The organism is Nocardioides sp. cx-169 (genome assembly GCF_021083605.1).
Lineage (GTDB): Bacteria > Actinomycetota > Actinomycetes > Propionibacteriales > Nocardioidaceae > Nocardioides.
Map to the genome: position 1 here is coordinate 162,437 of NZ_JAJNRO010000010.1, position 20,817 is coordinate 183,253.

General features: G+C 72.9%; 16 protein-coding genes. 11 read left to right on the forward strand and 5 right to left on the reverse strand.

All coding sequences use genetic code 11. The annotated features are described in order from the left end of the window. The first annotated feature begins 30 nt into the window (after positions 1 to 30). The 5 genes from rimO (at position 31) to LRP67_RS15960 (ending at position 7,993) form a co-directional block, all read left to right on the forward strand. On the forward strand, positions 31 to 1,506 hold the full coding sequence (gene rimO / locus LRP67_RS15940; protein WP_231271153.1) for a 30S ribosomal protein S12 methylthiotransferase RimO: 1,476 nt from the start codon (positions 31 to 33) through the stop codon (positions 1,504 to 1,506). Further along, positions 1,503 to 2,126 (forward strand): CDP-diacylglycerol--glycerol-3-phosphate 3-phosphatidyltransferase, encoded by a 624-nt coding sequence (gene pgsA, locus LRP67_RS15945; RefSeq protein WP_308189772.1) that lies wholly within the window; start codon positions 1,503 to 1,505, stop codon positions 2,124 to 2,126. Before rimO ends, pgsA begins: the two co-directional genes overlap by 4 nt. Before the next feature lie 163 nt (positions 2,127 to 2,289). Then, positions 2,290 to 7,044: an ExeM/NucH family extracellular endonuclease gene (locus tag LRP67_RS15950; RefSeq protein WP_231271154.1), complete on the forward strand. Its 4,755-nt coding sequence runs from the start codon at positions 2,290 to 2,292 to the stop codon at positions 7,042 to 7,044. An 83-nt stretch (positions 7,045 to 7,127) separates the two neighbouring features. Next, positions 7,128 to 7,640, forward strand: a complete 513-nt coding sequence (locus LRP67_RS15955) for a CinA family protein (RefSeq protein ID WP_231271155.1) — start codon at positions 7,128 to 7,130, stop codon at positions 7,638 to 7,640. Between the two features lie 44 nt (positions 7,641 to 7,684). Continuing rightward, positions 7,685 to 7,993, forward strand: a complete 309-nt coding sequence (locus LRP67_RS15960; RefSeq protein WP_269217209.1) for a helix-turn-helix domain-containing protein — start codon at positions 7,685 to 7,687, stop codon at positions 7,991 to 7,993. 3 nt (positions 7,994 to 7,996) lie between these two features. On the opposite strand, the gene LRP67_RS15965 is transcribed toward LRP67_RS15960, so the two are convergent. The 5 genes from LRP67_RS15965 to LRP67_RS15985 form a co-directional block, all read right to left on the reverse strand. Further along, positions 7,997 to 8,800: a DNA-formamidopyrimidine glycosylase family protein gene (locus LRP67_RS15965; protein ID WP_231271156.1), complete on the reverse strand. Its 804-nt coding sequence runs from the start codon at positions 8,798 to 8,800 to the stop codon at positions 7,997 to 7,999. Then, positions 8,793 to 13,319 (reverse strand): ATP-dependent helicase, encoded by a 4,527-nt coding sequence (locus LRP67_RS15970; protein WP_231271157.1) that lies wholly within the window; start codon positions 13,317 to 13,319, stop codon positions 8,793 to 8,795. The genes LRP67_RS15965 and LRP67_RS15970 overlap by 8 nt, the downstream gene beginning before the upstream one ends. Positions 13,320 to 13,441: 122 nt before the next feature. Continuing rightward, entirely contained in the window at positions 13,442 to 14,128 is a 687-nt protein-coding gene (locus LRP67_RS21945; protein WP_231271158.1) for an NUDIX domain-containing protein, read from the reverse strand. Then, positions 14,125 to 14,751: an isochorismatase family protein gene (locus LRP67_RS15980; protein WP_231271159.1), complete on the reverse strand. Its 627-nt coding sequence runs from the start codon at positions 14,749 to 14,751 to the stop codon at positions 14,125 to 14,127. Before LRP67_RS15980 ends, LRP67_RS21945 begins: the two co-directional genes overlap by 4 nt. Beyond that, positions 14,748 to 16,037 (reverse strand): nicotinate phosphoribosyltransferase, encoded by a 1,290-nt coding sequence (locus tag LRP67_RS15985; protein ID WP_269211665.1) that lies wholly within the window; start codon positions 16,035 to 16,037, stop codon positions 14,748 to 14,750. Before LRP67_RS15985 ends, LRP67_RS15980 begins: the two co-directional genes overlap by 4 nt. A 184-nt stretch (positions 16,038 to 16,221) precedes the next feature. On the opposite strand from LRP67_RS15985, the gene LRP67_RS15990 reads away from it, so the two are divergent. From LRP67_RS15990 to LRP67_RS16015, 6 genes are all read left to right on the forward strand, one after another. Then, positions 16,222 to 17,148, forward strand: a complete 927-nt coding sequence (locus tag LRP67_RS15990; protein WP_269211694.1) for an ABC transporter ATP-binding protein — start codon at positions 16,222 to 16,224, stop codon at positions 17,146 to 17,148. After that, positions 17,148 to 17,942, forward strand: coding sequence for an ABC transporter permease (locus LRP67_RS15995; RefSeq protein WP_231271161.1), 795 nt, complete (start codon positions 17,148 to 17,150; stop codon positions 17,940 to 17,942). Before LRP67_RS15990 ends, LRP67_RS15995 begins: the two co-directional genes overlap by 1 nt. Then, complete coding sequence (locus tag LRP67_RS16000; protein ID WP_231271162.1) at positions 17,939 to 18,748, forward strand: ABC transporter permease; 810 nt, start codon at positions 17,939 to 17,941, stop codon at positions 18,746 to 18,748. Before LRP67_RS15995 ends, LRP67_RS16000 begins: the two co-directional genes overlap by 4 nt. A gap of 82 nt (positions 18,749 to 18,830) precedes the next feature. After that, positions 18,831 to 19,367, forward strand: coding sequence for a DinB family protein (locus LRP67_RS16005; protein ID WP_231271163.1), 537 nt, complete (start codon positions 18,831 to 18,833; stop codon positions 19,365 to 19,367). Beyond that, the gene (locus LRP67_RS16010; protein WP_231271164.1) at positions 19,364 to 19,558 is read left to right on the forward strand and encodes a DUF3046 domain-containing protein; all 195 of its coding nucleotides are present in this window, start codon (positions 19,364 to 19,366) and stop codon (positions 19,556 to 19,558) included. The genes LRP67_RS16005 and LRP67_RS16010 overlap by 4 nt, the downstream gene beginning before the upstream one ends. A 4-nt stretch (positions 19,559 to 19,562) precedes the next feature. Next, positions 19,563 to 20,816, forward strand: coding sequence for an MFS transporter (locus LRP67_RS16015; RefSeq protein WP_231271165.1), 1,254 nt, complete (start codon positions 19,563 to 19,565; stop codon positions 20,814 to 20,816). The last annotated feature ends 1 nt before the right edge of the window (position 20,817 follow it).

Here is a 20,817-nt window from a genome sequence, read left to right on the forward strand (position 1 = left end):
CAGGGCCGACGGGCATACTCGACGGTGATCATGGCCATCCACACGACTGACTCCCGCCCCCTGCTGTCGGTGGCGATGGTGACCCTCGGGTGTGCCCGCAACGAGGTCGACTCCGAGGAGCTCGCGGGCCGGCTCGAGGCCGACGGGTTCCTGCTCGTCGACGACCCGGCCACCGCCGACACCGTCGTGGTCAACACCTGCGGCTTCGTGGAGGCCGCCAAGAAGGACTCTGTCGACACCCTGCTGCAGGCCGCCGACCTCAAGGCGTCGGCCGAGCAGGGTGGTCGCGCGCAGGCCGTCGTCGCCGTCGGCTGCCTCGCCGAGCGCTACGGCAAGGACCTCGCCGAGTCGCTGCCCGAGGCCGACGCGGTGCTGGGCTTCGACGACTACCCCGACATCGCAGCCCGGCTGCGCTCCATCGTCGCGGGGGAGACCCACCACCCGCACACCCCGCAGGACCGCCGGCTGCTGCTGCCCATCTCGCCCGTGGACCGCGCGGCCTCCACCGTGCCGGTCCCGGGGCACGGCGACGCCGCAGACGTCACCACGGTCGGCCTCGGTGGCCCGGCGACCGGGCCTCGTGCGGTACGTCGCCGGCTGGACGCAGGCCCGATGGCCGCGCTCAAGCTGGCCAGTGGCTGCGACCGGCGCTGCTCCTTCTGTGCCATCCCGGCCTTCCGTGGCTCCTTCGTCAGCCGCCGGCCCAGCGACGTCCTGCAGGAGGCGCGCTGGCTGGCCGAGCAGGGCGCGCGCGAGCTGTTCCTGGTCAGCGAGAACTCCACGTCCTACGGCAAGGACCTCGGCGACCTGCGGCTGCTCGAGACCCTGCTGCCCGAGCTCGCGGCGGTCGACGGCGTCGACCGGGTCCGGGTCTCCTACCTGCAGCCCGCCGAGACCCGGCCCGGACTGATCGAGGCGATCGCGACGACGCCCGGGGTGGCGCCGTACTTCGACCTCTCCTTCCAGCACGCCAGCGCCACGGTGCTGCGGCGGATGCGCCGCTTCGGCGACCCCGACAGCTTCCTGGGCCTGCTCGACCAGGTGCGGGCCCATGCGCCGCAGGCCGGGGTGCGCTCCAACGTCATCGTGGGGTTCCCCGGCGAGACCGAGGACGACCTGGAGACGCTGTGCGACTTCCTGGTCGCCGCCCGCATGGACGTGACCGGCGTGTTCGGCTACTCCGACGAGGACGGCACCGAGGCCGCGTCCTACGACGGCAAGCTCGACGAGGACGAGGTGCGGGCCCGGCTCGAGCACGTCGGCGGCCTGGTGGAGGAGCTCAACGCGCAGCGAGCCGAGGAGCGCATCGGCGAGCGGGTCGTGGTGCTCGTCGAGTCCCTGGACGGCGACGTTGCCGAGGGACGAGGCGCGCACCAGGGGCCCGAGGTGGACGGCACGACGACGGTGACCGGCCTGGAGACCGGCGCCCGCGTGGGCGACCTGGTGCCGGCGCTCGTCGTGGCCACGGAGGGTGTCGACCTGGTCGCGGAGGCGGTCGTACTGTGAGCGCCGTCGACCCGCAGATGTCCACCGGCTCCAACTGGAACCTGCCGAACGCACTGACCACGCTGCGCATCCTGATGGTGCCGTTCTTCGGCTGGGCGCTGCTCGTCGACGGCGGTGACTCGGTGCTGTGGCGCTGCGTGGCCTACGCGATCTTCCTGGCCGCGATGATCACCGACAAGATCGACGGCGACATCGCCCGGGCCCGCAACCTGGTCACCGACTTCGGCAAGATCGCCGACCCCATCGCCGACAAGGCGATCACCGGCATGGCCTTCATCGGGCTCTCGATCGTCGGCGACATCTGGTGGTGGGTCACCATGCTGGTGCTCCTGCGCGAGTGGAGCGTGACCCTGCTGCGGCTCTCGGTGCTCAAGCACGTCGTCATCGCCGCCGCGCAGAGCGGGAAGATCAAGACCGTGCTCCAGGCCCTTGCCCTCGGGGGGCTGATTCTGCCCCTGCGCCAGCTCGACGGCGCCCTGGAGGTCCCCGGCGAGGTGCTGTTCTACCTTTTCGAGGTGCTGCTCGCGGGCGCGGTGGCGATGACGCTCTGGTCGGGCTACGAGTTCTTCCGCGACGTCCGCCGGGCCCGCCGGGAGGGGCCGGTCTCACCCTCCACCTGAGACTTATCCCGTAGCGGGCTTGCGATTCGGACAAATCTCGCGTCCGTGCCCCCGTCGTTACCGAATAGTTCATCCGGCGGCGGATTCGCCCGGACGATCCAGGGTTAGGGTGACCCAGGTCCCACTCGGGGGCCCTCCCTTTTCACCCTCTGGAGAACGCTACATGTCCTCATCTCGGCAGAGATTGGCCACGGCACTCGGACTCACGATCGCCGCGACCGGGCTCTCGGTCATCACCTTGCCCGCGGCCCATGCCGCGCCGGAGGACCTCGTCATCAGCGAGGTCTACGGCGGCGGCGGCAACAGCGGTGCCACGCTCACGAACGACTTCATCGAGCTGTACAACCCCACCACGGCCCCGATCGACGTCTCCGGGTGGTCGGTCCAGTGGCGCAGCGCCGGCAGCACCGGTGCCGCCAGCGGCGTGACGCCGCTCAACGGCTCGGTTCCTGCCGGCAAGCACTACCTCGTCCAGCAGGGCGCCGGCACCGGCGGGACCACCCCGCTGCCGACCCCCGACGTGACCGGGGTGATCGCCATGGGTGGCACCGGTGGCACGGCGATCCTGTCCAACGGCACGGCGCCGGTCGACCCGGGCGTCAACAGCCTCGCCGCCAATGCGGCGATCATCGACCTGGTCGGCGTCAACGGCAACGTCTGGGAGGGCACCGGCAAGGCGCCCGCCATGAGCAACGCGACGTCGTCGTCGCGCAACGCGGCCGGCGCCGACACCGACAACAACATCGCCGACTTCACCTCCGGCGCGCCGACCCCGGTCAACGCGGCCGGCGAGGTTCCGGACCCGGCACAAGACGTCACCGCGAGCATCGCGGAGATCCAGGGCACCGGGTCCACCAGCCCCTACTCCGGCGACAACGCCACCACCACGGGCGTGGTGACGGCCCGCTATCCCACGGGCGGCCTCGGGGGCTTCTTCCTGCAGACCGGTGGCACCGGCGGCGCGGCCGACGCGACCCCGGGGGCCTCCGACGGCATCTTCGTCTTCACTCCCGCGCTCGGGGAGTCCATGCCCGCCGTGGGCGACTCCGTGCAGGTGCGCGGCAAGGTCGTCGAGTTCGGAGGCCTCACCGAGCTCACCCAGGTCTCCGCCACGGTGCCGGTCACGGTGACCCCGGTCGCCGACCTGCCCGGGGTCACGCCGCTGGCCACCGCCCTGCCGGCGACCGAGGCGGAGCGCGAGGCCCACGAGGGCGAGCTCCTGGCCCCGACCGGCCCCTTCACGGTGACCAACGCCTACACGATCAACCAGTACGCCGAGATCGGCCTCGCGGCGGGCAGCACGCCGCTGCGCCAGCCCACCGACGTCGCCGCGCCGAACACCCCGGAGGCCGACGCCGTCGAGGCGGACAACGCCGGCCGCGCGGTGGCGCTCGACGACGGTGCGTCCATCGACTTCCTCGACATCGACAACAACAACGACGGCGTCGAGGAGCGCGACAACCTGCAGATCCCGCTGCCCTGGCTGACGCCCACGAAGTCGATCCGGGTCGGTGCCCAGGCCGCCATCAACGCCCCCGTGGTGCTCGACTACCGCAACAGCACCTGGAAGTTCCAGCCGCAGCAGCGCGTCGTCGGGGACGGCAGCGACGTGGCGACGTTCAGCGACACCCGCTCGGCCAACCTCGCGCCGCAGGCGGTCGGGGGCAACGTCAAGCTGGCCACCTTCAACGTGCTCAACTACTTCAACACCACCGGCGCGGCCTTCGAGGCCCGCGGCGGCACCTGCACCTACTACGGCGACCGCGACAACGACCCCGTCGCCGTCAACTCGTGCACGCCCAACGGGCCGCGCGGCGCCGCCGAGCCGGGTGACCTCACCCGTCAGCAGAACAAGATCGTCAAGGCGATCAACACACTGGATGCCGACGTGGTCTCCCTCGAGGAGATCGAGAACTCCGTCAAGCTGCTCGGCGAGACCAACCGCGACGACGCGGTGGCGCAGCTGGTCAAGGCGCTCAACACCGCCGCGGGCGCTCGCCGCTGGGCCTACCCGCCCTCCCCGGCAGCCGAGCAGCTCCCGGCCCTCGCAGAGCAGGACGTGATCCGCAACGCGTTCATCTACGACCCGACCGTCCTCGCGCCCGTGGGTGCTGCCAAGGTGCTCGTGGGCTCCGCGCCGTTCGCCAACGCTCGCGAGCCGCTCGCCCAGGCGTTCAAGCCGGTGGGCTCGACCGACGCGGACGCCTTCGGCGTCATCGTCAACCACTTCAAGTCCAAGGGCTCCTCCGGCGCCACCGGCGACAACGTCGACACCGGCGACGGGCAGGGCGCCTACAACGGCGACCGCGTGCGGCAGGCGCAGGCCCTCGTCGACTTCGCGGGCTCCTTCGCCCAGGAGCGCGGGATCGACGAGATCTTCCTGACCGGCGACTTCAACTCCTACAGCTTCGAGCAGCCGATGGAGGTCCTCAAGAACGCGGGCTACGAGATCGTCGGGTCGTCCACGGCAGGGGAGTACTCCTACAGCTTCGACGGACTCTCGGGCTCGCTCGACCACGTCCTGGCCAACACCGCCGCGCGGACGATGGTGACGGGAGCCGACCAGTGGGAGATCAACGCCAACGAGCCGGTCGCGTTCCAGTACAGCCGGTTCAACTACAACCCGACCCGCTTCTTCAACGGCAACGACCCGTTCGCGGCCTCGGACCACAACCCGAAGCTCGTGGGCCTCGACGTCGCGACGACCGGCACCGAGGTGCAGATCCTGGCCACCAACGACTACCACGGGCGCCTGCTCGCCAACGGCGCCGAAGGTGGTGCCGCGGTGCTCTCCGGGGCGGTCAAGCAGCTCGAGCAGGAGAACCCCGACACGGTGTTCGCCGCCGCCGGCGACCTCATCGGCGCCTCGACGTTCGAGTCGTTCATCCAGGAGGACGAGCCGACGATCGACGCGCTCAACGAGGCCGGACTGGATGTCTCGGCCGCCGGCAACCACGAGTTCGACCAGGGCTACGACGACCTGGTGGGCCGCGTGCAGGACCGCGCGGAGTGGGAGTACCTCGCCGCCAACGTCGACGCGTCCGACGGACGTGAGGAGCTGGCCGAGACCTGGGTCGAGGACTTCGGGGACGTCAGGGTCGGCTTCGTCGGCGCCGTCACCGAGGACCTGCTCACGCTGGTCACCCCGTCGCGGATGGCGGGCGTGAGCGTGACCGACGTGGTCGCGGCCACCAACCGGGCGGCGGCGCAGCTGCGCTCCGGTGCCGACCCCGTCGACCTCGTCGTGCTGCTGGTCCACGAGGGCGCCAAGTCGCCGGCCCTGGCCGACGCGACCGACGACTCGGCGTTCGGTCGGATCGTCAACGGGGTCAGCCCCGACGTGGACGCCATCGTCTCGGGTCACACCCACCTCGCCTACAACCACTCGGTCCCCGTGCCCGCCTGGGCCACGCAGGGTCGCGCGGTCACGGAGCGCCCGGTGGTCTCGGCCGGCCAGTACGGCACCAACCTGAACCAGCTGAAGTTCCAGTTCGACCAGGACGGCCGGCTCGTCGCCAAGGCGCAGTCGATCCTGCCGCTGGCCACCGACGCCGACGGCTCCGGCCCCGGCACGGCCTTCACCGCCAACTACCCCGTCGACCCGGCCACGAAGGCGATCGTCGACGAGGCGGCGACGCAGGCCGAGACCCTCGGTGCACGTTCGCTCGGACAGATCGGCGGTCGCTTCGACCGGGCCAAGCTGGCCGACGGCACCACCGAGAACCGCGGTGGCGAGTCGGCCCTGGGCAACCTGGTGGCCGAGGTCCAGCGCTGGGCCACGGACACCCCGGAGGCCGGGGAGGCGCAGATCGCGTTCATGAACCCCGGTGGCCTGCGGGCGGACATGTCCGGCAGCGGCAGCGGGGCCTTCCCGCGGACGCTGACCTACAAGCAGGCCGCCGTGGTGCAGCCCTTCGCCAACACCCTGGTCAACATGGACCTGACCGGCGCGGACATCAAGGCGGTCCTGGAGCAGCAGTGGCAGCCCGCGGGCTCGTCGCGGCCGTTCCTGAAGCTGGGGGCGTCCTCGGGCTTCGAGTACACCTACGATCCGGCAAAGCCGCAGGGGTCGCGGATCACTTCGATGTCGCTCGACGGCGAGCCGATCATCTCCACGGCGACGTACTCGGTCACCGCCAACTCCTTCCTCGCCGCCGGTGGCGACAACTTCGGTGCCTTCAACAACGGCACCAACAAGCGCGACACCGGCAAGGCCGACCTCCAGGCCATGGTCGACTTCATGGCGGAGTTCGCCGACGAGGCACCGCGACCGGTGGACTACCGCCAGCACGCCGTCGGGGTCTCCTTCCCCTCCGGGGCGCCCGCCGAGTACGACGCCGGCGACGCCGTGGCGTTCGACGTGTCGTCCTGGTCCTTCACCGGACCGAGCGACGTGAAGGACGCCGAGGTCGTCGTCACGTGGGGGGAGACCCAGCTGGGCACCTTCCCGCTGGACCACACGCCCGTCGCGGCCTCCGACGAGGCCGGCAAGGCCACGGTCAGCGTGCGGTTGCCGGCCAGCGTGGGCTCCGGCGCGCAGGCGCTCACGCTCACGGGCGCCAGCACCGGCACGGAGGTCGAGGTGCCGATCGCCGTGGCCGACGACACCCCGCCGGCTCCGGTCAAGGTGACGCCGACGATCAAGGTCAAGCACTTCCCGGCCAAGGTCGTGCGCGGCAAGACCAGGGCGAAGGTGCGGGTCACGATCACCGCGCCGGGCGGGAAGCCGACCGGGGTGGTCAAGATCCGGGGCACGCGCAAGGGCGTGATCACGGTCCGGCTGGTCGACGGCGTGGCCAAGGTCAAGCTGCCGGTCTGGAGGACGGTGGGCCGCAAGCGGCTGACCATCGTCTACCGCGGTGACAGCCGGGTGAAGGCGGGCACCGTCCGCCACATCATCCGGGTGGTGCGGCGCTGACCTGACCCAGCACCCCACGACAGCGGGCGCCGGCCCTCGGGGCCGGCCCCGCTGTCGTGGCTGCGGGCGGGCACAATGCCGACATGGCACGCACGCCCAGGCCCGACAGCACCGCCCTCGCCGCCTCCGTCCAGGACGCGCTGGTCGCGGCCACGGCCACGCTCGGCACGGCCGAGTCGCTCACGGGGGGCCGGCTCGCGGCGCTGCTCACCAGCGTGCCCGGGGCCTCGCGCTGCTACCGCGGCGGCATCGTCTCCTACGCCACCGACGTCAAGACCGGCGTCCTTGGTGTGCCGTCCGCGCTGGTCGAGGAGCACGGCGTGATCTCGGCCGCCTGCGCTCGCGCCATGGCCGAGGGCGCTCGCCGCGTCCTCGGGGCGACGTACGCCGTGAGCACCACGGGCGTCGCCGGACCGGACCGGCAGGAGGACAAGGCGCCGGGCACGGTGTTCGTGGCGGTGGCCGGGCCCGCGGGGGCGACCGTGCTGTCGCTGGAGCTGACGGGCGGCCGGGCGGTCATCCAGCAGCGCACCTGCGAGGAGGCCCTGGCGGCGCTCCTGGGCCTCCTCCGTCCGGAAGAAACGCCTCTCCGGTAGCGTTGGGGACATATCCACCTCATCGAGTGGGAAGGGGAACCCTCGTGGTGCTGTTTCGTCGGCTCCTGGGTGACGTGCTCCGTGCCCGTCGGATGGAGCGCGGGATGACCCTGCGCGAGGTCTCCGCCGATGCCCGGGTCAGCCTGGGCTACATCTCCGAGATCGAGCGCGGTCAGAAGGAGGCGTCCTCCGAGCTGCTGGCCTCGCTGTGCGCCGCCTTGGACGCCCCGCTGTCGGAGGTCCTCAGCGAGGTCTCGCTCGCGGTCGCCCTCGAGGAGGCGGCGCTGGCCGCCACTCCGATCTCGGTCAACGCCCGGCGCCCGGCCGGCGACGTGGTCGCCTCCGCCGCCTGATCCTCAGCCGATCATCGGCTCGGGCTCCGGCTGGCAGACCGGGCACCAGTAGGACGCCCGCTCGCGCCCGGGCGGACCCACCAGGTCGACGCGGATCCGGCTGCCGCAGCGCCGACACGACGCCGTGTCGCGGCGGTAGACCCACAGCGGGTTGCGCAGGTCACCGGTGGTGGCCTGCTGTGCGCGCTCCTTGTTGAGCTCCAGCATCTGCCGCGCCCGGCGGAGCAGGCGGGGTAGCGCCGGCACCTGCCCGACACGGGTGCGGGGGTGCAGGCCGCTGACGAAACAGAGCTCGGCCAGGTACATGTTGCCGATGCCCGCCAGCCGGGTCTGGTCGAGCAGCGCCTCCCCGATGGGGCGGTCGGGGTCCTCGCGCAGGCGACGCAGGGCCTCCTCCTCGTCCCAGTCGGGGCCGAGCAGGTCCGGTCCCAGGTGGCCGACGACGCGGTCCTCCTCGGCCGTGGGCAGGAGCTCGACGATGCCGAGGGAGAACCCGACGGCGGTCGTCTCGGCGGTCTCGAGCACGACCCGCGCCTGGTGGGCCGGTCGCGACCAGCGCTGACCGGGCTTGTGGAGGCGCCACGAGCCCTCCATCTTCAGGTGCGTGTGCAGCGTCCAGCGCTCGTCGTCGCGCTGGATCCGGGTGAGCAGGTGCTTGCCCCGCGAGACGGTCGCGATGACCGTGCCGCCGGAGAGGTCGGCCGTGGCGTGCTGCGGCACCCGCAGGTCCGTGCGGACCAGGAGCTGGCCGGAGAGCGCGCGGTCGAGCTTGCGGGCCGCGCGGTAGACGGTGTCGCCCTCAGGCACCGCGCAACCTCAGGCCTCGTGGCGTGGCGACGAAGCCGGCGGCGTCCAGCGCCGCGCGCAGCGGGGTCGAGCCTCCGCCCAGCAGCGCCGCGCCGTCGGCCTTCTCGACGGTGAGCCGCCCGAGGGAGCCGCGCGCCACCGCCTCGGCCAGGGAGGCGGCGGCCGGGGTGAGCAGGTCGACGTCGTCGCTCCAGGTGAGCAGCGTCTTGCCGCCGCGCTCGACGTACAGGACGAGGGCGCCGTCGACCATGACCACGATGGCCCCGGCCTTGCGGCCGGGACGGTGGCCGCCCTCGCCCTCCGGCCAGCCCAGCGCGGCGCCGTAGGGGTTGGCCGGGTCGGTCGCGGCGAGCGCGACGGCGGTGGGCTTGGCGTCGGAGGGCCGCTCGGAGAACGTGCGGAGCCGGTCGATCGCCCCGGCGGTGCCGAACTGCGCCGCGCCGAGGCCGCTCACGAAGTAGCCGCGGCGGCAGCGGCCGGAGTCCTCGAACGCCGAGAGCACCTTGTAGACCGCGGCGAACCCGCCCGGCACCCGCTCGCTCATCACGGCGCCACGGATCACCACACCGTGGCGGTCCAGCAGCCGCTCGGCCGTCGCGTGCGCGCGGCGCGTGGGGTCGGTGTCGACGGCCGGAAGCAGGGCCCAGCGGCCGGCGGTCTCCGGAGGACCGGTGCGGGCGGGCCGCCCTGCCCGCGGCGGGGGACGCCGGCTTCGGTGGCTGGGGGTGCCGGCACGCGTCAGGGCGCGCAGCGGCACCAGGGTGTCGTTGCTGATGCGGCCAGCCCAGACCAGCTCCCACAGCGCGGCCGAGAGGGTCGCGTCGGACACCGACCGCACGGCGTCGGAGAGCTGGCGGAAGAACCATGCACCTCCGGGCGCCAGCGCCTCCAGCACGGCCTCGTGGAGGGCGGCGTACTCGAGCGGCGCGGGCTCGGGCAGCGTCAGCGGGGCGGAGTCGGCGAGGTGGAGCGAGACCCAGCCGTCGGCCCCGGGCAGGCTGCCGTGGCCGGCCCAGAGGACCTCGCCGGAGGCGGTGAGCTCGTCGAGGTACGACGGCGCGTAGTCGCGCACCCGGGCACCGAGCACGAGCGGCTCGAGGGCCGAGGCCGGCACCGGGGCGCCGGCGAGCTGGTCGACGGCCGCGAGGACTCCGTCGATGCCGCGCAGACCACGGCCGGCCGCACCGGCGACGTGCTGCCACGCGCCGAGGAACCTCGCTAGGGCCTCGGGCTCGACGGGCTCGACCTCCTTGCGCAGCCGGGCCAACGAGCGGCGGCGCAGCTTGCGGAGCACCTCGGCCTCGCACCACTCCGAGCCCGAGCCGGACGGGCGGAACTCGCCCTCGAGCACCCGGCCCTGGGCGGCGAGCCGCTGCAGGGTGTGGCGGACGACCGCGGCGCCGAGGCCGAAGCGCTCCGCGACCTGCTCGGTGGTGAACGGGCCGTGGGTGCGCGCGAACCGGGAGAGCAGGTCGCCGAGCGGGTCCTCGACCGGCTCGGTGAAGGCGTCGGGCGTGCCGGGAGGGACCGGCGTACCGAGACCGTCGCGGAGGCGGGCGACGTCCTCGACCACCGTCCACCGCTCCTCGCCCCCGATGCGGACCGCGACGACCCGCCGCGCGTCGGCGAGGGCGCCCAGCCAGCCGGTGACGTCGGCGTCGTCGACGGTGCGGGCCGCGACCTGCGCGGCGCTCAGCGGACCCAGCATCCGCAGGAGGTCGACCACGCCCTCGGCGTCCCGGGCCCGACGGTCCGGGGCCAGGCGCTGCAGCTCGGCCTCCACCTCCGCGAGCACGTCGGGGTCGAGCAGCTCGCGCAGCTCGGCGCGGCCGAGCAGCTCGGCGAGCAGCCCCTGGTCGAGCGAGAGCGCGGCGGCCCGGCGCTCGGCGATGGGGGAGTCGCCCTCGTAGACGAACTGGGCGACGTAGCCGAAGAGCAGGGTCGCGGCGTAGGGGGAAGGGCTGGTGGTGGCGACGTCGACCACGTGCACCTCGCGCCGCTCCACCGAGCGCATGAGTGCCAGCAGCGCGGGCAGGTCGTAGACGTCCTGGAGGCACTCGCGGACGGCCTCGAGCACGATCGGGAAGGAGGGGTAGCGGGCGGCCACCTCGAGCAGGGCGGCCGAGCGCTGGCGCTGCTGCCACAGCGGCGAGCGGCGGCCGGGGTCGCGCCGGGGGAGCAGCAGGGCGCGGGCCGCGCACTCGCGGAAGCGCGCGGCGAACAGCGCGGAGCCGCCGACCTCCTGGGTGACCAGGTCCTCGATCTCGTCGGACCCGAAGACGATGAGCTCGCCGGTGGGCGGCTCGGCGTCGGTGTCGGGGATCCGGATCACGATGCCGTCGTCGGAGGCCATCGCCTGGCCGTCGACGCCGTGGCGCTCGCGCAGCCGGGCGTTGATGGCCAGCGCCCAGGGGGCGTGGACCGGCTTGCCGAAGGGGGAGTGGACGACCAGGCGCCAGTCACCCAGCTCGTCGCGGAACCGCTCCACCACCAGCGAGGTGTCGCTGGGCAGCACGTTGGTCGCCTCGAGCTGGTCGTGCAGGTAGCTGACCAGGTTGCCGGCCGCCCAGGCGTCGAGCCCGCCCTCCTGGGCCCGGTCCACGGCCTGGGGTCGCGGCAGAGCGCCCAGCTCGCGGGTGAAGGCCCCGATCGCGGCGCCCAGCTCGGCGGGGCGGCCGAGCCCGTCGCCCTTCCAGAACGGCAGCCGCCCGGGGACGCCCGGGGCGGGGGTGACCAGCACGCGGTCGTGGGTGATGTCCTCGATCCGCCAGCTGGTGGCGCCGAGCGCGAAGATGTCACCCACCCGCGACTCGTAGACCATCTCCTCGTCGAGCTCGCCGACGCGCCTGCCCGGGCCCTCGCCGCCGACCAGGAAGACCCCGAAGAGCCCGCGGTCGGGGATCGTGCCGCCGCTGGTGACGGCGAGCCGCTGGGCGCCGGGGCGACCGGTGAGGCTGCCGGTGACGCGGTCCCAGACGATGCGCGGGCGCAGCTCGGCGAACTCGTCCGACGGGTAGCGGCCGCTGAGCAGGTCGAGGGTCGCCTCGTAGGCCGAGCGGGGCAGGCTGCTGAACGAGGCGGTCCGGCGTACGACGGCGAAGAGCTCGTCGACGTCCCAGGCGTCCAGCGCCGTCGCAGCGACCACCTGCTGGGCGAGGACGTCGAGCGGGTTGGCGGGCACGCGCAGCGACTCGATGCCGCCGGTGCGCATGCGCTCGACGGCGACGGCGGTCTGCGCGAGGTCGCCGCGGTGCTTGGGGAACAGCACGCCGCGGCTGGTCTCACCCACCTGGTGCCCGGCCCGGCCGACGCGCTGGAGGGCGCTGGCGACCGACGGCGGCGACTCGATCTGGACCACCAGGTCGACCGCGCCCATGTCGATGCCGAGCTCGAGGCTGCTGGTGGCGACCACGGCCGGCAGCCGGCCGCGCTTGAGGTCGTCCTCGATGAGCGCGCGCTGCTCCTTGGACACCGAGCCGTGGTGGGCCTTGGCGATCACCGTCTCGCCCGCCTCCGGTGGCCGGGGTGCGAGCTGCGAGACCCCGCTCTGGGCCATGATCTCCGCGGGGGGCCGGCCGGGCGCCCCTGCCTCGGCGTCGGGGTGGGCGCGGGCGGTGGCGATCTCGTTGAGGCGTGCGGTCAGCCGCTCGGCGAGACGCCGGGAGTTGGCGAACACGATCGTGGAGCGGTGCGCCTCGATCAGGTCGACCACGCTCTCCTCGACATGCGGCCAGATGCTGGTGTTGCGCGGCTCGTCGGAGTCCTCGTGGAAGTCGTCGGGGGCGGTCATGTCCTCGACCGGGACGACGACCTTGAGGTCCCACAACTTGTGAGCCGGTGGGGCGACGATCTCGACCGGGGCGGTGCCGCCGAGGAAGCGCGCGACCTCCTCGAGGGGCCGGACGGTGGCGGACAGCCCGATGCGCTGGGCAGGCTTGTCGAGCAGCTCGTCGAGGCGCTCGAGCGACAGCGCGAGGTGGGCGCCGCGCTTGGTGCCGGCCACCGCGTGCACCTCGTCGACGATCACCGTCTCCACGCCGCGCAGGGACTCACGGGCCTGGCTGGTGAGCATCAGGAACAGCGACTCCGGCGTCGTGATCATGATGTCGGGCGGCGAGGTGGTGAGCTTGCGGCGGTCGGCGGCGCTGGTGTCGCCGCTGCGTACGCCGACGCGCAGCTCGGGCGCGGGGACGCCGAGCCGGTCGGCGGTGTGGCGGATGCCGGTCAGCGGCGCGCGGAGGTTGCGCTCGACGTCGACGGCGAGGGCCTTGAGCGGCGAGACGTAGAGAACCCGGCAGCGGCGCGCCTTGTCCGCGGGTGGCGGCTCGGTCAGCAGCCGGTCGATCGACCACAGGAAAGCACTGAGCGTCTTGCCGGACCCCGTCGGCGCCACCACCAGCGCATGCCGCCCGGCCCCGATCGCGGCCCACGCGCCGGCCTGCGCCGGAGTCGGCTCCGCGAACGCCGCACCGAACCAGGTGCGGGTCGGTTCGCTGAACCGGGCGAGCGCGTCTGACACCACTCCATCCTTGCCTACGCCACCCACAACGCAGTCTGGGTCGTCGCGGTAGTCCCGGACGTTCGTGTCACCGACACGGCTCCCAGACGACACGAACGTCCGGCACTATCCCCCAGGAGGCCTCACAAGGTGGGGCGGAGCATGGGGGGCTGGAGGGCGGTGGCGTCGCCACGGCGGTAGAGGAGGGCCTTGCGGCCGCCGGAGCCGGAGGCCTCCCCCAGCTCGCCGGTGGGGACGACGAAGCCGGCGGTGCCGAGGACCTTGCGGCGGAAGTTGCCGAGGTCGGGCGGGGTGCCCCACACCGCGGTGTAGACCGCGCGCAGCTCCGGGAGGGTGAACGGCTCGGAGACGAACTCCAGGGCCAGCGTCGTGTACTCCAGCTTCGCCCGCACCCGCTCGAGCGCGTCGTCGAGGATCGTCGCGTGGTCGAAGGCGAGGTCGGGCAGGCCGTCGACCGGCCACCAGCGGGCGCCCGCGGCGTCGGAGCCGGCCGCGGGCTCCGGCAGGTCGGGCGCGAAGGCGACGTGCGCCACCGAGACCACGCGCATCCGCGGGTCGCGGTCGGGCGCGGAGTAGGTGCGCAGCTGCTCGAGGTGACCGGGGAACCGGTCCACCGCGGTCTCCTCGCGCAGCTCGCGCCAGGCCGCGGTCTCGGCGTCCTCGTCGGGCTGTACGAAGCCGCCCGGCAGGGCCCAGGCTCCCTCGTACGGGTCCTCGCCGCGCTCCACCAGCAGCACGCACAGGACGCCGTCGCGGATCGTGAAGACCGCGAGGTCGACGGCCACGGCGAAGGGCGGGTGCTCGCTCACGGCGCCACCACCTCGGCCCCGGACTCGGCCATCGACGCCAGCGCGGCCGCGCTGGTCTCGGGTGCGACCCCGGCGTGCAGGCCGTCGAGCAGGCGCACGCCCAGCTCGCGCCCGCGGGCGTCCAGCACGGTCTGCAGCACGCAGTAGTCGGTCGCGATGCCGACCACGTCCACCTCCGTCACGTCGTACGACGTCAGCAGCTCGGCGAGCGAGCGGCCCTCCTCGTCGACACCCTCGAAGGCCGAGTAGGCGGGCGTCCCCTGCCCTTTGCGGACGTGGTGGCTGACCAGGTCGAGCGCCAGCCCGGGCGCGTAGTCGGCGCCCGCACCGTCACTCACGCAGTGCTGCGGCCAGGTGGTGGCGTAGTCGGGCTCCTCGCCCTCGGTCGCGAAGTGGCCGCCGTTGTGGCTGTGCGGGTCGTGCCAGTCGCGGGAGGCGACGACGGTGGCGTAGTCGGCGGCATGGGTGGCGAGGTGCTGACTGATGCGCGTGGCGACGTCACGCCCCCCGGCCACGCCGAGGGAGCCGCCCTCGACGAAGTCGTTCTGCACGTCGACGACGATCAGGGCGCGGCGGGCGGCGTGGGGGCCGGCCTGCGGGTCGGTCTGCGGTGCGGCGGTCATGCGGGCTCCTCGGTCTCGGGGTGGGCGGTGAGGTACGGCGGTCCGTGGCTGACGCCGAGGGCGTCGCGCGGCAGGGACGCGAGCACGGAGGCGGCGTGTGCGCGGACCTCGTCGAGGGTCGGCTCGTGCACGACCTTCCCGTCGCGCACGAGCGGCACCTGGACGCTGCCTGGCCCCGGCTCGCCGAGCGCGAACGTCTCGGCGACGAGCATCCCGTCCTCATAGGTGCGCCGGACCGCCTTGCGGCCGCCGGTCGAGGCCTTGGCCGCGGACTTCTTCGCCACCGGACGCAGCTCGCCGTCCGGTGAGTCCGCGACGGCGACCAGCTTGTAGACCATGCTCGAGGTCGGGTGGCCCGAGCCGGTGACGACGCGGGTGCCGACGCCGTACCCGTCGATCGGTGCGTCGGCCAGCGCGGCGATGACGTACTCGTCGAGGTCGCTGGTCACCGTGATCCGGGTGGACGTCGCGCCGAGCGAGTCGAGCAGCACGCGGGCGCGCCGCGACTCGACCGCAAGGTCCCCGGAGTCGATGCGGACGGCGCCGAGCCCGGGTCCGGCCACCTCGACGGCGGTGCGGATGCCCTGCTCGATGTCGAAGGTGTCGACCAGGAGCGTGGTGCCGGCGCCCTGGGTGGCGACCTGGCTGCGGAACGCGTCGGCCTCGCTCGCGTGGGCGAGCGTGAACGCGTGCGCGGCCGTGCCGACCGTGGGCACGCCGTGGCGCCGCCCCGCGGCGAGGTTGCTGGTGGCGGCGAACCCGGCGACGTACGCCGCCCGGGCGGCCGCGACCGCGGCCTCCTCGTGGGTGCGGCGACTGCCCATCTCGACGAGCGGGCGGCCCTCGGCGGCGGTCACCATCCGGGCCGCGGCGCTGGCGATCGCGGTGTCGTGGTTGAGCACGCTGAGCACCAGGGTCTCCAGGAGCACGCACTCGCCCAGCGTGCCGGTGACGGTGAGGACCGGGCTCTGGGGGAAGTACAGGTCGCCCTCGCGGTAGCCGTCGATGTCGCCGGAGAAGCGGAAGGTGCGCAGGTAGTCGGCGGTCGGCTCGTTGACGACGCCCTCGGCCTGCAGCCAGGCCACCTCGTCGGCGTCGAAGGTGAAGTCGGCGATCAGGGGCAGCAGCCGCCCGAGGCCGGCGAGCATCCCGTAGCGGCGGCCCTCGGGCAGGCTCCGGGCGAAGGCCTCGAACACCGCGCGGTCGCCGACGCTGCCGTCGGTGACCCACGACGAGAGCATCGTGAGCTCGTAGCGGTCGGTGAGCAGTCCGGCTGAGACGTTCATTCGACATCCGTCCAGTTGAAGTCAAAATGACTATAACGCGGTCAGAGCGAGGCGAGCAAGTCACCCAGGGGAGGGGGTACCCGATCCAGGTCCAGCGCCGACACCAGCAGCCCGGCGTAGCGCAGCTTGTGGCCGGAGTGCGAGGACAGCGAGGGCTTATACAGTCGCGGCCGTGAGCGAGTCGATGATCCGGGCGGTCGGTCTGCGCAAGTCCTTCGGCGACTTCGAGGCCGTCAAGGGCATCGACGTCGACGTACGCCGCGGCGAGGCGTTCGGGTTCCTCGGACCCAACGGCGCCGGCAAGTCCTCGACCATGCGGATGGTCGCCGCGGTGTCGCCGGTCAGTGGCGGCGAGCTGCGGATCCTGGGCATGGACCCGGCCGTCGACGGCCCCGCGATCCGCGGACGCCTGGGGGTCTGCCCGCAGGAGGACACCCTCGACACCGAGCTCAACGTGCGCGACAACCTCTACATCTACGGGCGCTACTTCGGGATCCCCAAGGGCGAGGTCAGCGCGCGCGCCGACGAGCTCTTGGAGTTCGTCCAGCTCACCGAGAAGGCGAAGGCCAAGGTCGAGGACCTGTCCGGCGGCATGAAGCGGCGGCTGACCATCGCGCGCAGCCTGATCAACCGGCCCGAGCTGCTGCTGCTGGACGAACCCACCACCGGCCTGGACCCGCAGGCCCGCCACGTGCTGTGGGACCGACTCTTCCGGCTCAAGCAGTCCGGGGTGACGCTGGTGCTCACGACGCACTACATGGACGAGGCGGAGCAGCTCTGCGACCGGCTCGTGGTCATGGACAAGGGGGTGATCGTGGCCGAGGGGTCGCCGCTCTCGCTCATCCGCGAGCACGCCACGCGCGAGGTCGCCGAGCTGCGGTTCGGCGTGGCTGAGGAGGGTCGGACCCACGAGGCTCTGGCCGACCAGATCGCCGACCTCGGCTCGCGCATCGAGGTGCTGCCCGACCGGCTGCTGGTCTACAGCGACGACGGCGAGGAGGTCATCGCCAAGACCCACGAGCGCGGCCTGACCCCGGTGGCGGTGCTGGTGCGGCGCTCGACGCTGGAGGACGTGTTCCTGCGCCTCACCGGCCGGACCCTGGTGGACTGATGGTCAGCCAGCTCACTCTCACCGAGGGCCTGCGCCGTCAGGTCGACTACTGGTGGACGGTCTACCGGCGCACCTGGCGCGGCTCGATCATCTCCTCGTTCGTCTCCCCGCTCTTCTACGTGCTGGCGATGGGGGTCCTGCTCGGCGGCTTCATCGAGGGCGACCCGGCCGAGCTCGAGGGCGCGACGTCCTACCTCGCGTTCATGGTGCCGGGCCTGGTCGCGGCCCACGCCATGCAGACCGCGGTCAGCGAGACGACGTACCCGGTGATGGGTGCGATCAAGTGGCACAAGTCGTACTTCGGCCAGATCGCCACGCCGCTGGCGCCGGTCCACCTGGTCGCCGGGCACCTGATGTTCGTGCTCGCCCGGCTGGCCACCTCCTGCGGGGTCTTCATGCTCGTGCTGGTGCCGTTCGGCGTCTTCGAGTCGTGGTGGGGCCCGTTCCTGGCGTTCGCCTCCCAGCTCCTGGTGGGGATGGTGTTCGCGACCCTGGTGTTCGGCTTCAGCGCGCGTCTGGAGTCGGACGAGGGGTTCGGGGTGCTCTTCCGGCTGGGCGTCTTCCCGATGTTCCTGTTCAGCGGCGCGTTCTTCCCCGTCTCCAACCTGGGCGACGTGGGCTCCGTGCTGGCCAGGATCACGCCGCTGTGGCAGGGCGTGAGCCTCTCCCGGATGTTCTGCCTCGACACGGTCGACTGGTCCACGGCCGCCGTCAACCTCGCCGTCCTGCTGGTCCTGCTCGTCGTGGGCTGGTCCTGGGCGGTGCGTGGCCTGACCCGGAGGCTCATCACGTGAGCGCCACTCCCTACCCCGACGCCCACCCCGGCCGCCCGCTCTCATCGGCCGCCGCACTGCGGCTGCTGGTGCTCCGCAACTACGTCGTCTACCGCCAGGCGTGGAAGCTGTTCCTCACCGGCTTCCTCGAGCCGGTCTTCTACCTGCTCTCGATCGGCATCGGCGTCGGACAGCTGATCGACACCTTCGAGTTCAACGGCGAGGTGATCCCCTACGCCGAGTTCGTGGCGCCCGGGATGCTCGCGGCGTCGGCGTTCAACGGCGCGCTGCTCGACTCGAGCTTCAACGTGTTCTTCAAGCTGCGCTACGTGCGCCTCTACGACCAGATGCTCGCGACGCCGCTCACCACCGGCGACATCGCGCGCGGCGAGATCGCGTGGGGCCAGCTGCGCGGCGGCAGCTACTCCGCGATGTTCCTGCTGGTCATGGCGGCGATGGGACTGGTCGGGTCGTGGTGGGCGGTGCTGGCGCTGCCTGCGGCGCTGCTGATCGGGTTCGCGTTCAGCGCGGTGTGCATGGCCCTCACGACGTACCTGACCTCGTGGCAGGACTTCGAGAAGGTCACCCTCGTGCAGCTGCCGCTCTTTCTCTTCTCGGCCACCTTCTTCCCCGTCACCGCCTTCGACGGTTGGGTGCGCTGGCTGGTCGAGGCGACGCCGCTCTACCGCGGGGTCGTGCTCTGCCGCGAGCTGACGACCGGAGCGCTGTCGTGGGCGTCGGCGGTCTCGGTGGTCTACCTCGTCGTGATGGGGGTGGTCGGGCTGCTCGTCGTACGCCGGCGGCTGGACCGGCTGCTGCTGACCTGAGCCACCGACCTGTCCGCAAACCACGCCACCTTTGGCAGGATCCGGGGCCGCCGGTGTCGGCGCCGGTTGAGAGGATGGCGTCATGTCGAACCCCTCCGCCGTCGAGCCCGACACCAAGGACTGGACCTGGGTGCTCGAGCGGCCCTGCGGCGAGTGCGGGTTCGTGGCCGCCGACGTCGAGCGCGCCGCTCTGGGTGCCGCTGTGCGCGCCAACGCCGAGGCCTTCCAGGCCGCGCTCGCCGAGCCCGATGCGGCGCGGCGGAGGACGACCGGCGTCTGGTCGACGGCCGAGTACGCCTGCCACGTCCGTGACGTCCACCGCGTCTTCGATGCTCGCGTGCGGTCGATGCTGGAGGACGACGCTCCGACCTTTCCCAACTGGGACCAGGACCAGACCGCGCTCGCGGAGCGCTACGACCTGCAGGAGCCCGCCGCCGTCGGGACCGAGCTGCTCGCTGCCGCCGCCCGGGTCGCCGACACCTATGACGCCGTGCCCCACGACGCGTGGGACAGGCGCGGCGTGCGCAGCAACGGCAGCGAGTTCACCGTGGACACGATCGCGCGCTACCACCTGCACGACGCGGTCCACCACCTCTGGGACGTGCGGAGGAGTCGATGAGGCACACCGAGCTCCGGGCCCGGCTCGAGGCCGCTCTCGGGACGGGTTACTACCAGGTGTGGGCCGACACGTTCGTCATGAGCGACCTCGGTGGCCGCACCGTCACCGAGGCGCTGGACGCCGGCGTCGAGCCCAAGCAGGTGTGGGCGGTCGTGTGGCGCGTCCTCGAGCTGCCCGACCGCGAGCGCTGAGGCCGTGTCGACGCTGAGGGGCGCGGCGGTCGACGTGGCCGCCGTGCAGGCGGCCACGATCCGGTCCCTGGTGCTGTCGCAGGCCGTCGGCGCGCTCGGCATCACGATCGGGATCGCCACGGCCTCGCTGCTCGCGCGCGACCTGTCCGGGTCGGAGAGCATGGCGGGGCTCGCCGGCACCTTCCAGGTGCTGGGCGCGGCCGGGGCGTCGTACCTGCTGGCTCGGGTGATGTCCGCGCGCGGGCGCCGGGTCGGCCTCGCCACGGGGCTCCTGCTCGGCGCCCTCGGAGCGCTGCTGGCGGTGGTCGCCGGCGTCATCGGGTCGATGCTCCTGCTGCTGATCGGCGCGATCCTGATCGGCGCGACGACGGCGGCCAACAACGCCTCGCGCTACGCCGCCACGGACCTGGCTGCTCCCGAACGCCGGGCTCGGGCGCTGTCCGTCGTGGTCTGGGCCACGACCATCGGCGCGGTCGTCGGCCCCAACCTGACCGGACCGGCTGCGTCGTTCGCCGACCTGCTCGGCATCCCGGTCCTGACGGGGCCCTTCGCCCTCGGGGGCATCGGGATGCTGCTCGCCGCCGTGGTGGTGCTCATCCGGCTCCGGCCGGACCCGCTGCTGCTGGCCCGTGAGCTCGCGGAGCGTCCGGCCGCGCCTCCCACCGGCACCTCGTGGGGCCGGGCCCGCGCCGTCCTGCGAGCCGAGCCGGCGCTGGCGCTCGCCGTCGCCGGCCTCGCCGGGGCGCACGCCGCGATGGTGGGGGTGATGACGATGACCCCGATCCACATGGAGCACGGCGGCGCCGAGCTGGACCTGATCGGATTCGTGATCAGCGTCCACGTGCTCGGCATGTTCGCGTTCTCGCCTGTGGTCGGGCTGCTCGCCGACCGTGCCGGCCGGCCGCCGGTGCTGGCCGCTGGTGGGGTGGTGCTGCTGGTCTCGCTGGTCCTCTGCTCGGCCGCACCGGAGGGGACGTCCTGGCAGATCTTCGCCGGCCTGTTCCTGCTGGGGCTGGGCTGGTCGCTGGCCACCGTGTCCGCCTCGACGATGGTGGCCGACCTGGCGCCGCTCGACTCCCGCACCGACGTCCAGGGCCTGGCTGACGTCACCATGGGCGTGACGGCGGCCGGCGCCGGCGGGCTCGCCGGCCTGGTGGTCGGGCTGCTCGGCTACCCCGTCCTCGCCCTGGCCACGACCGCGCTCGCCCTCGGCGTCGTGGCCGCCGCCTTTGCCGCTCGCCGGCGTCTCCTCGGCTGAC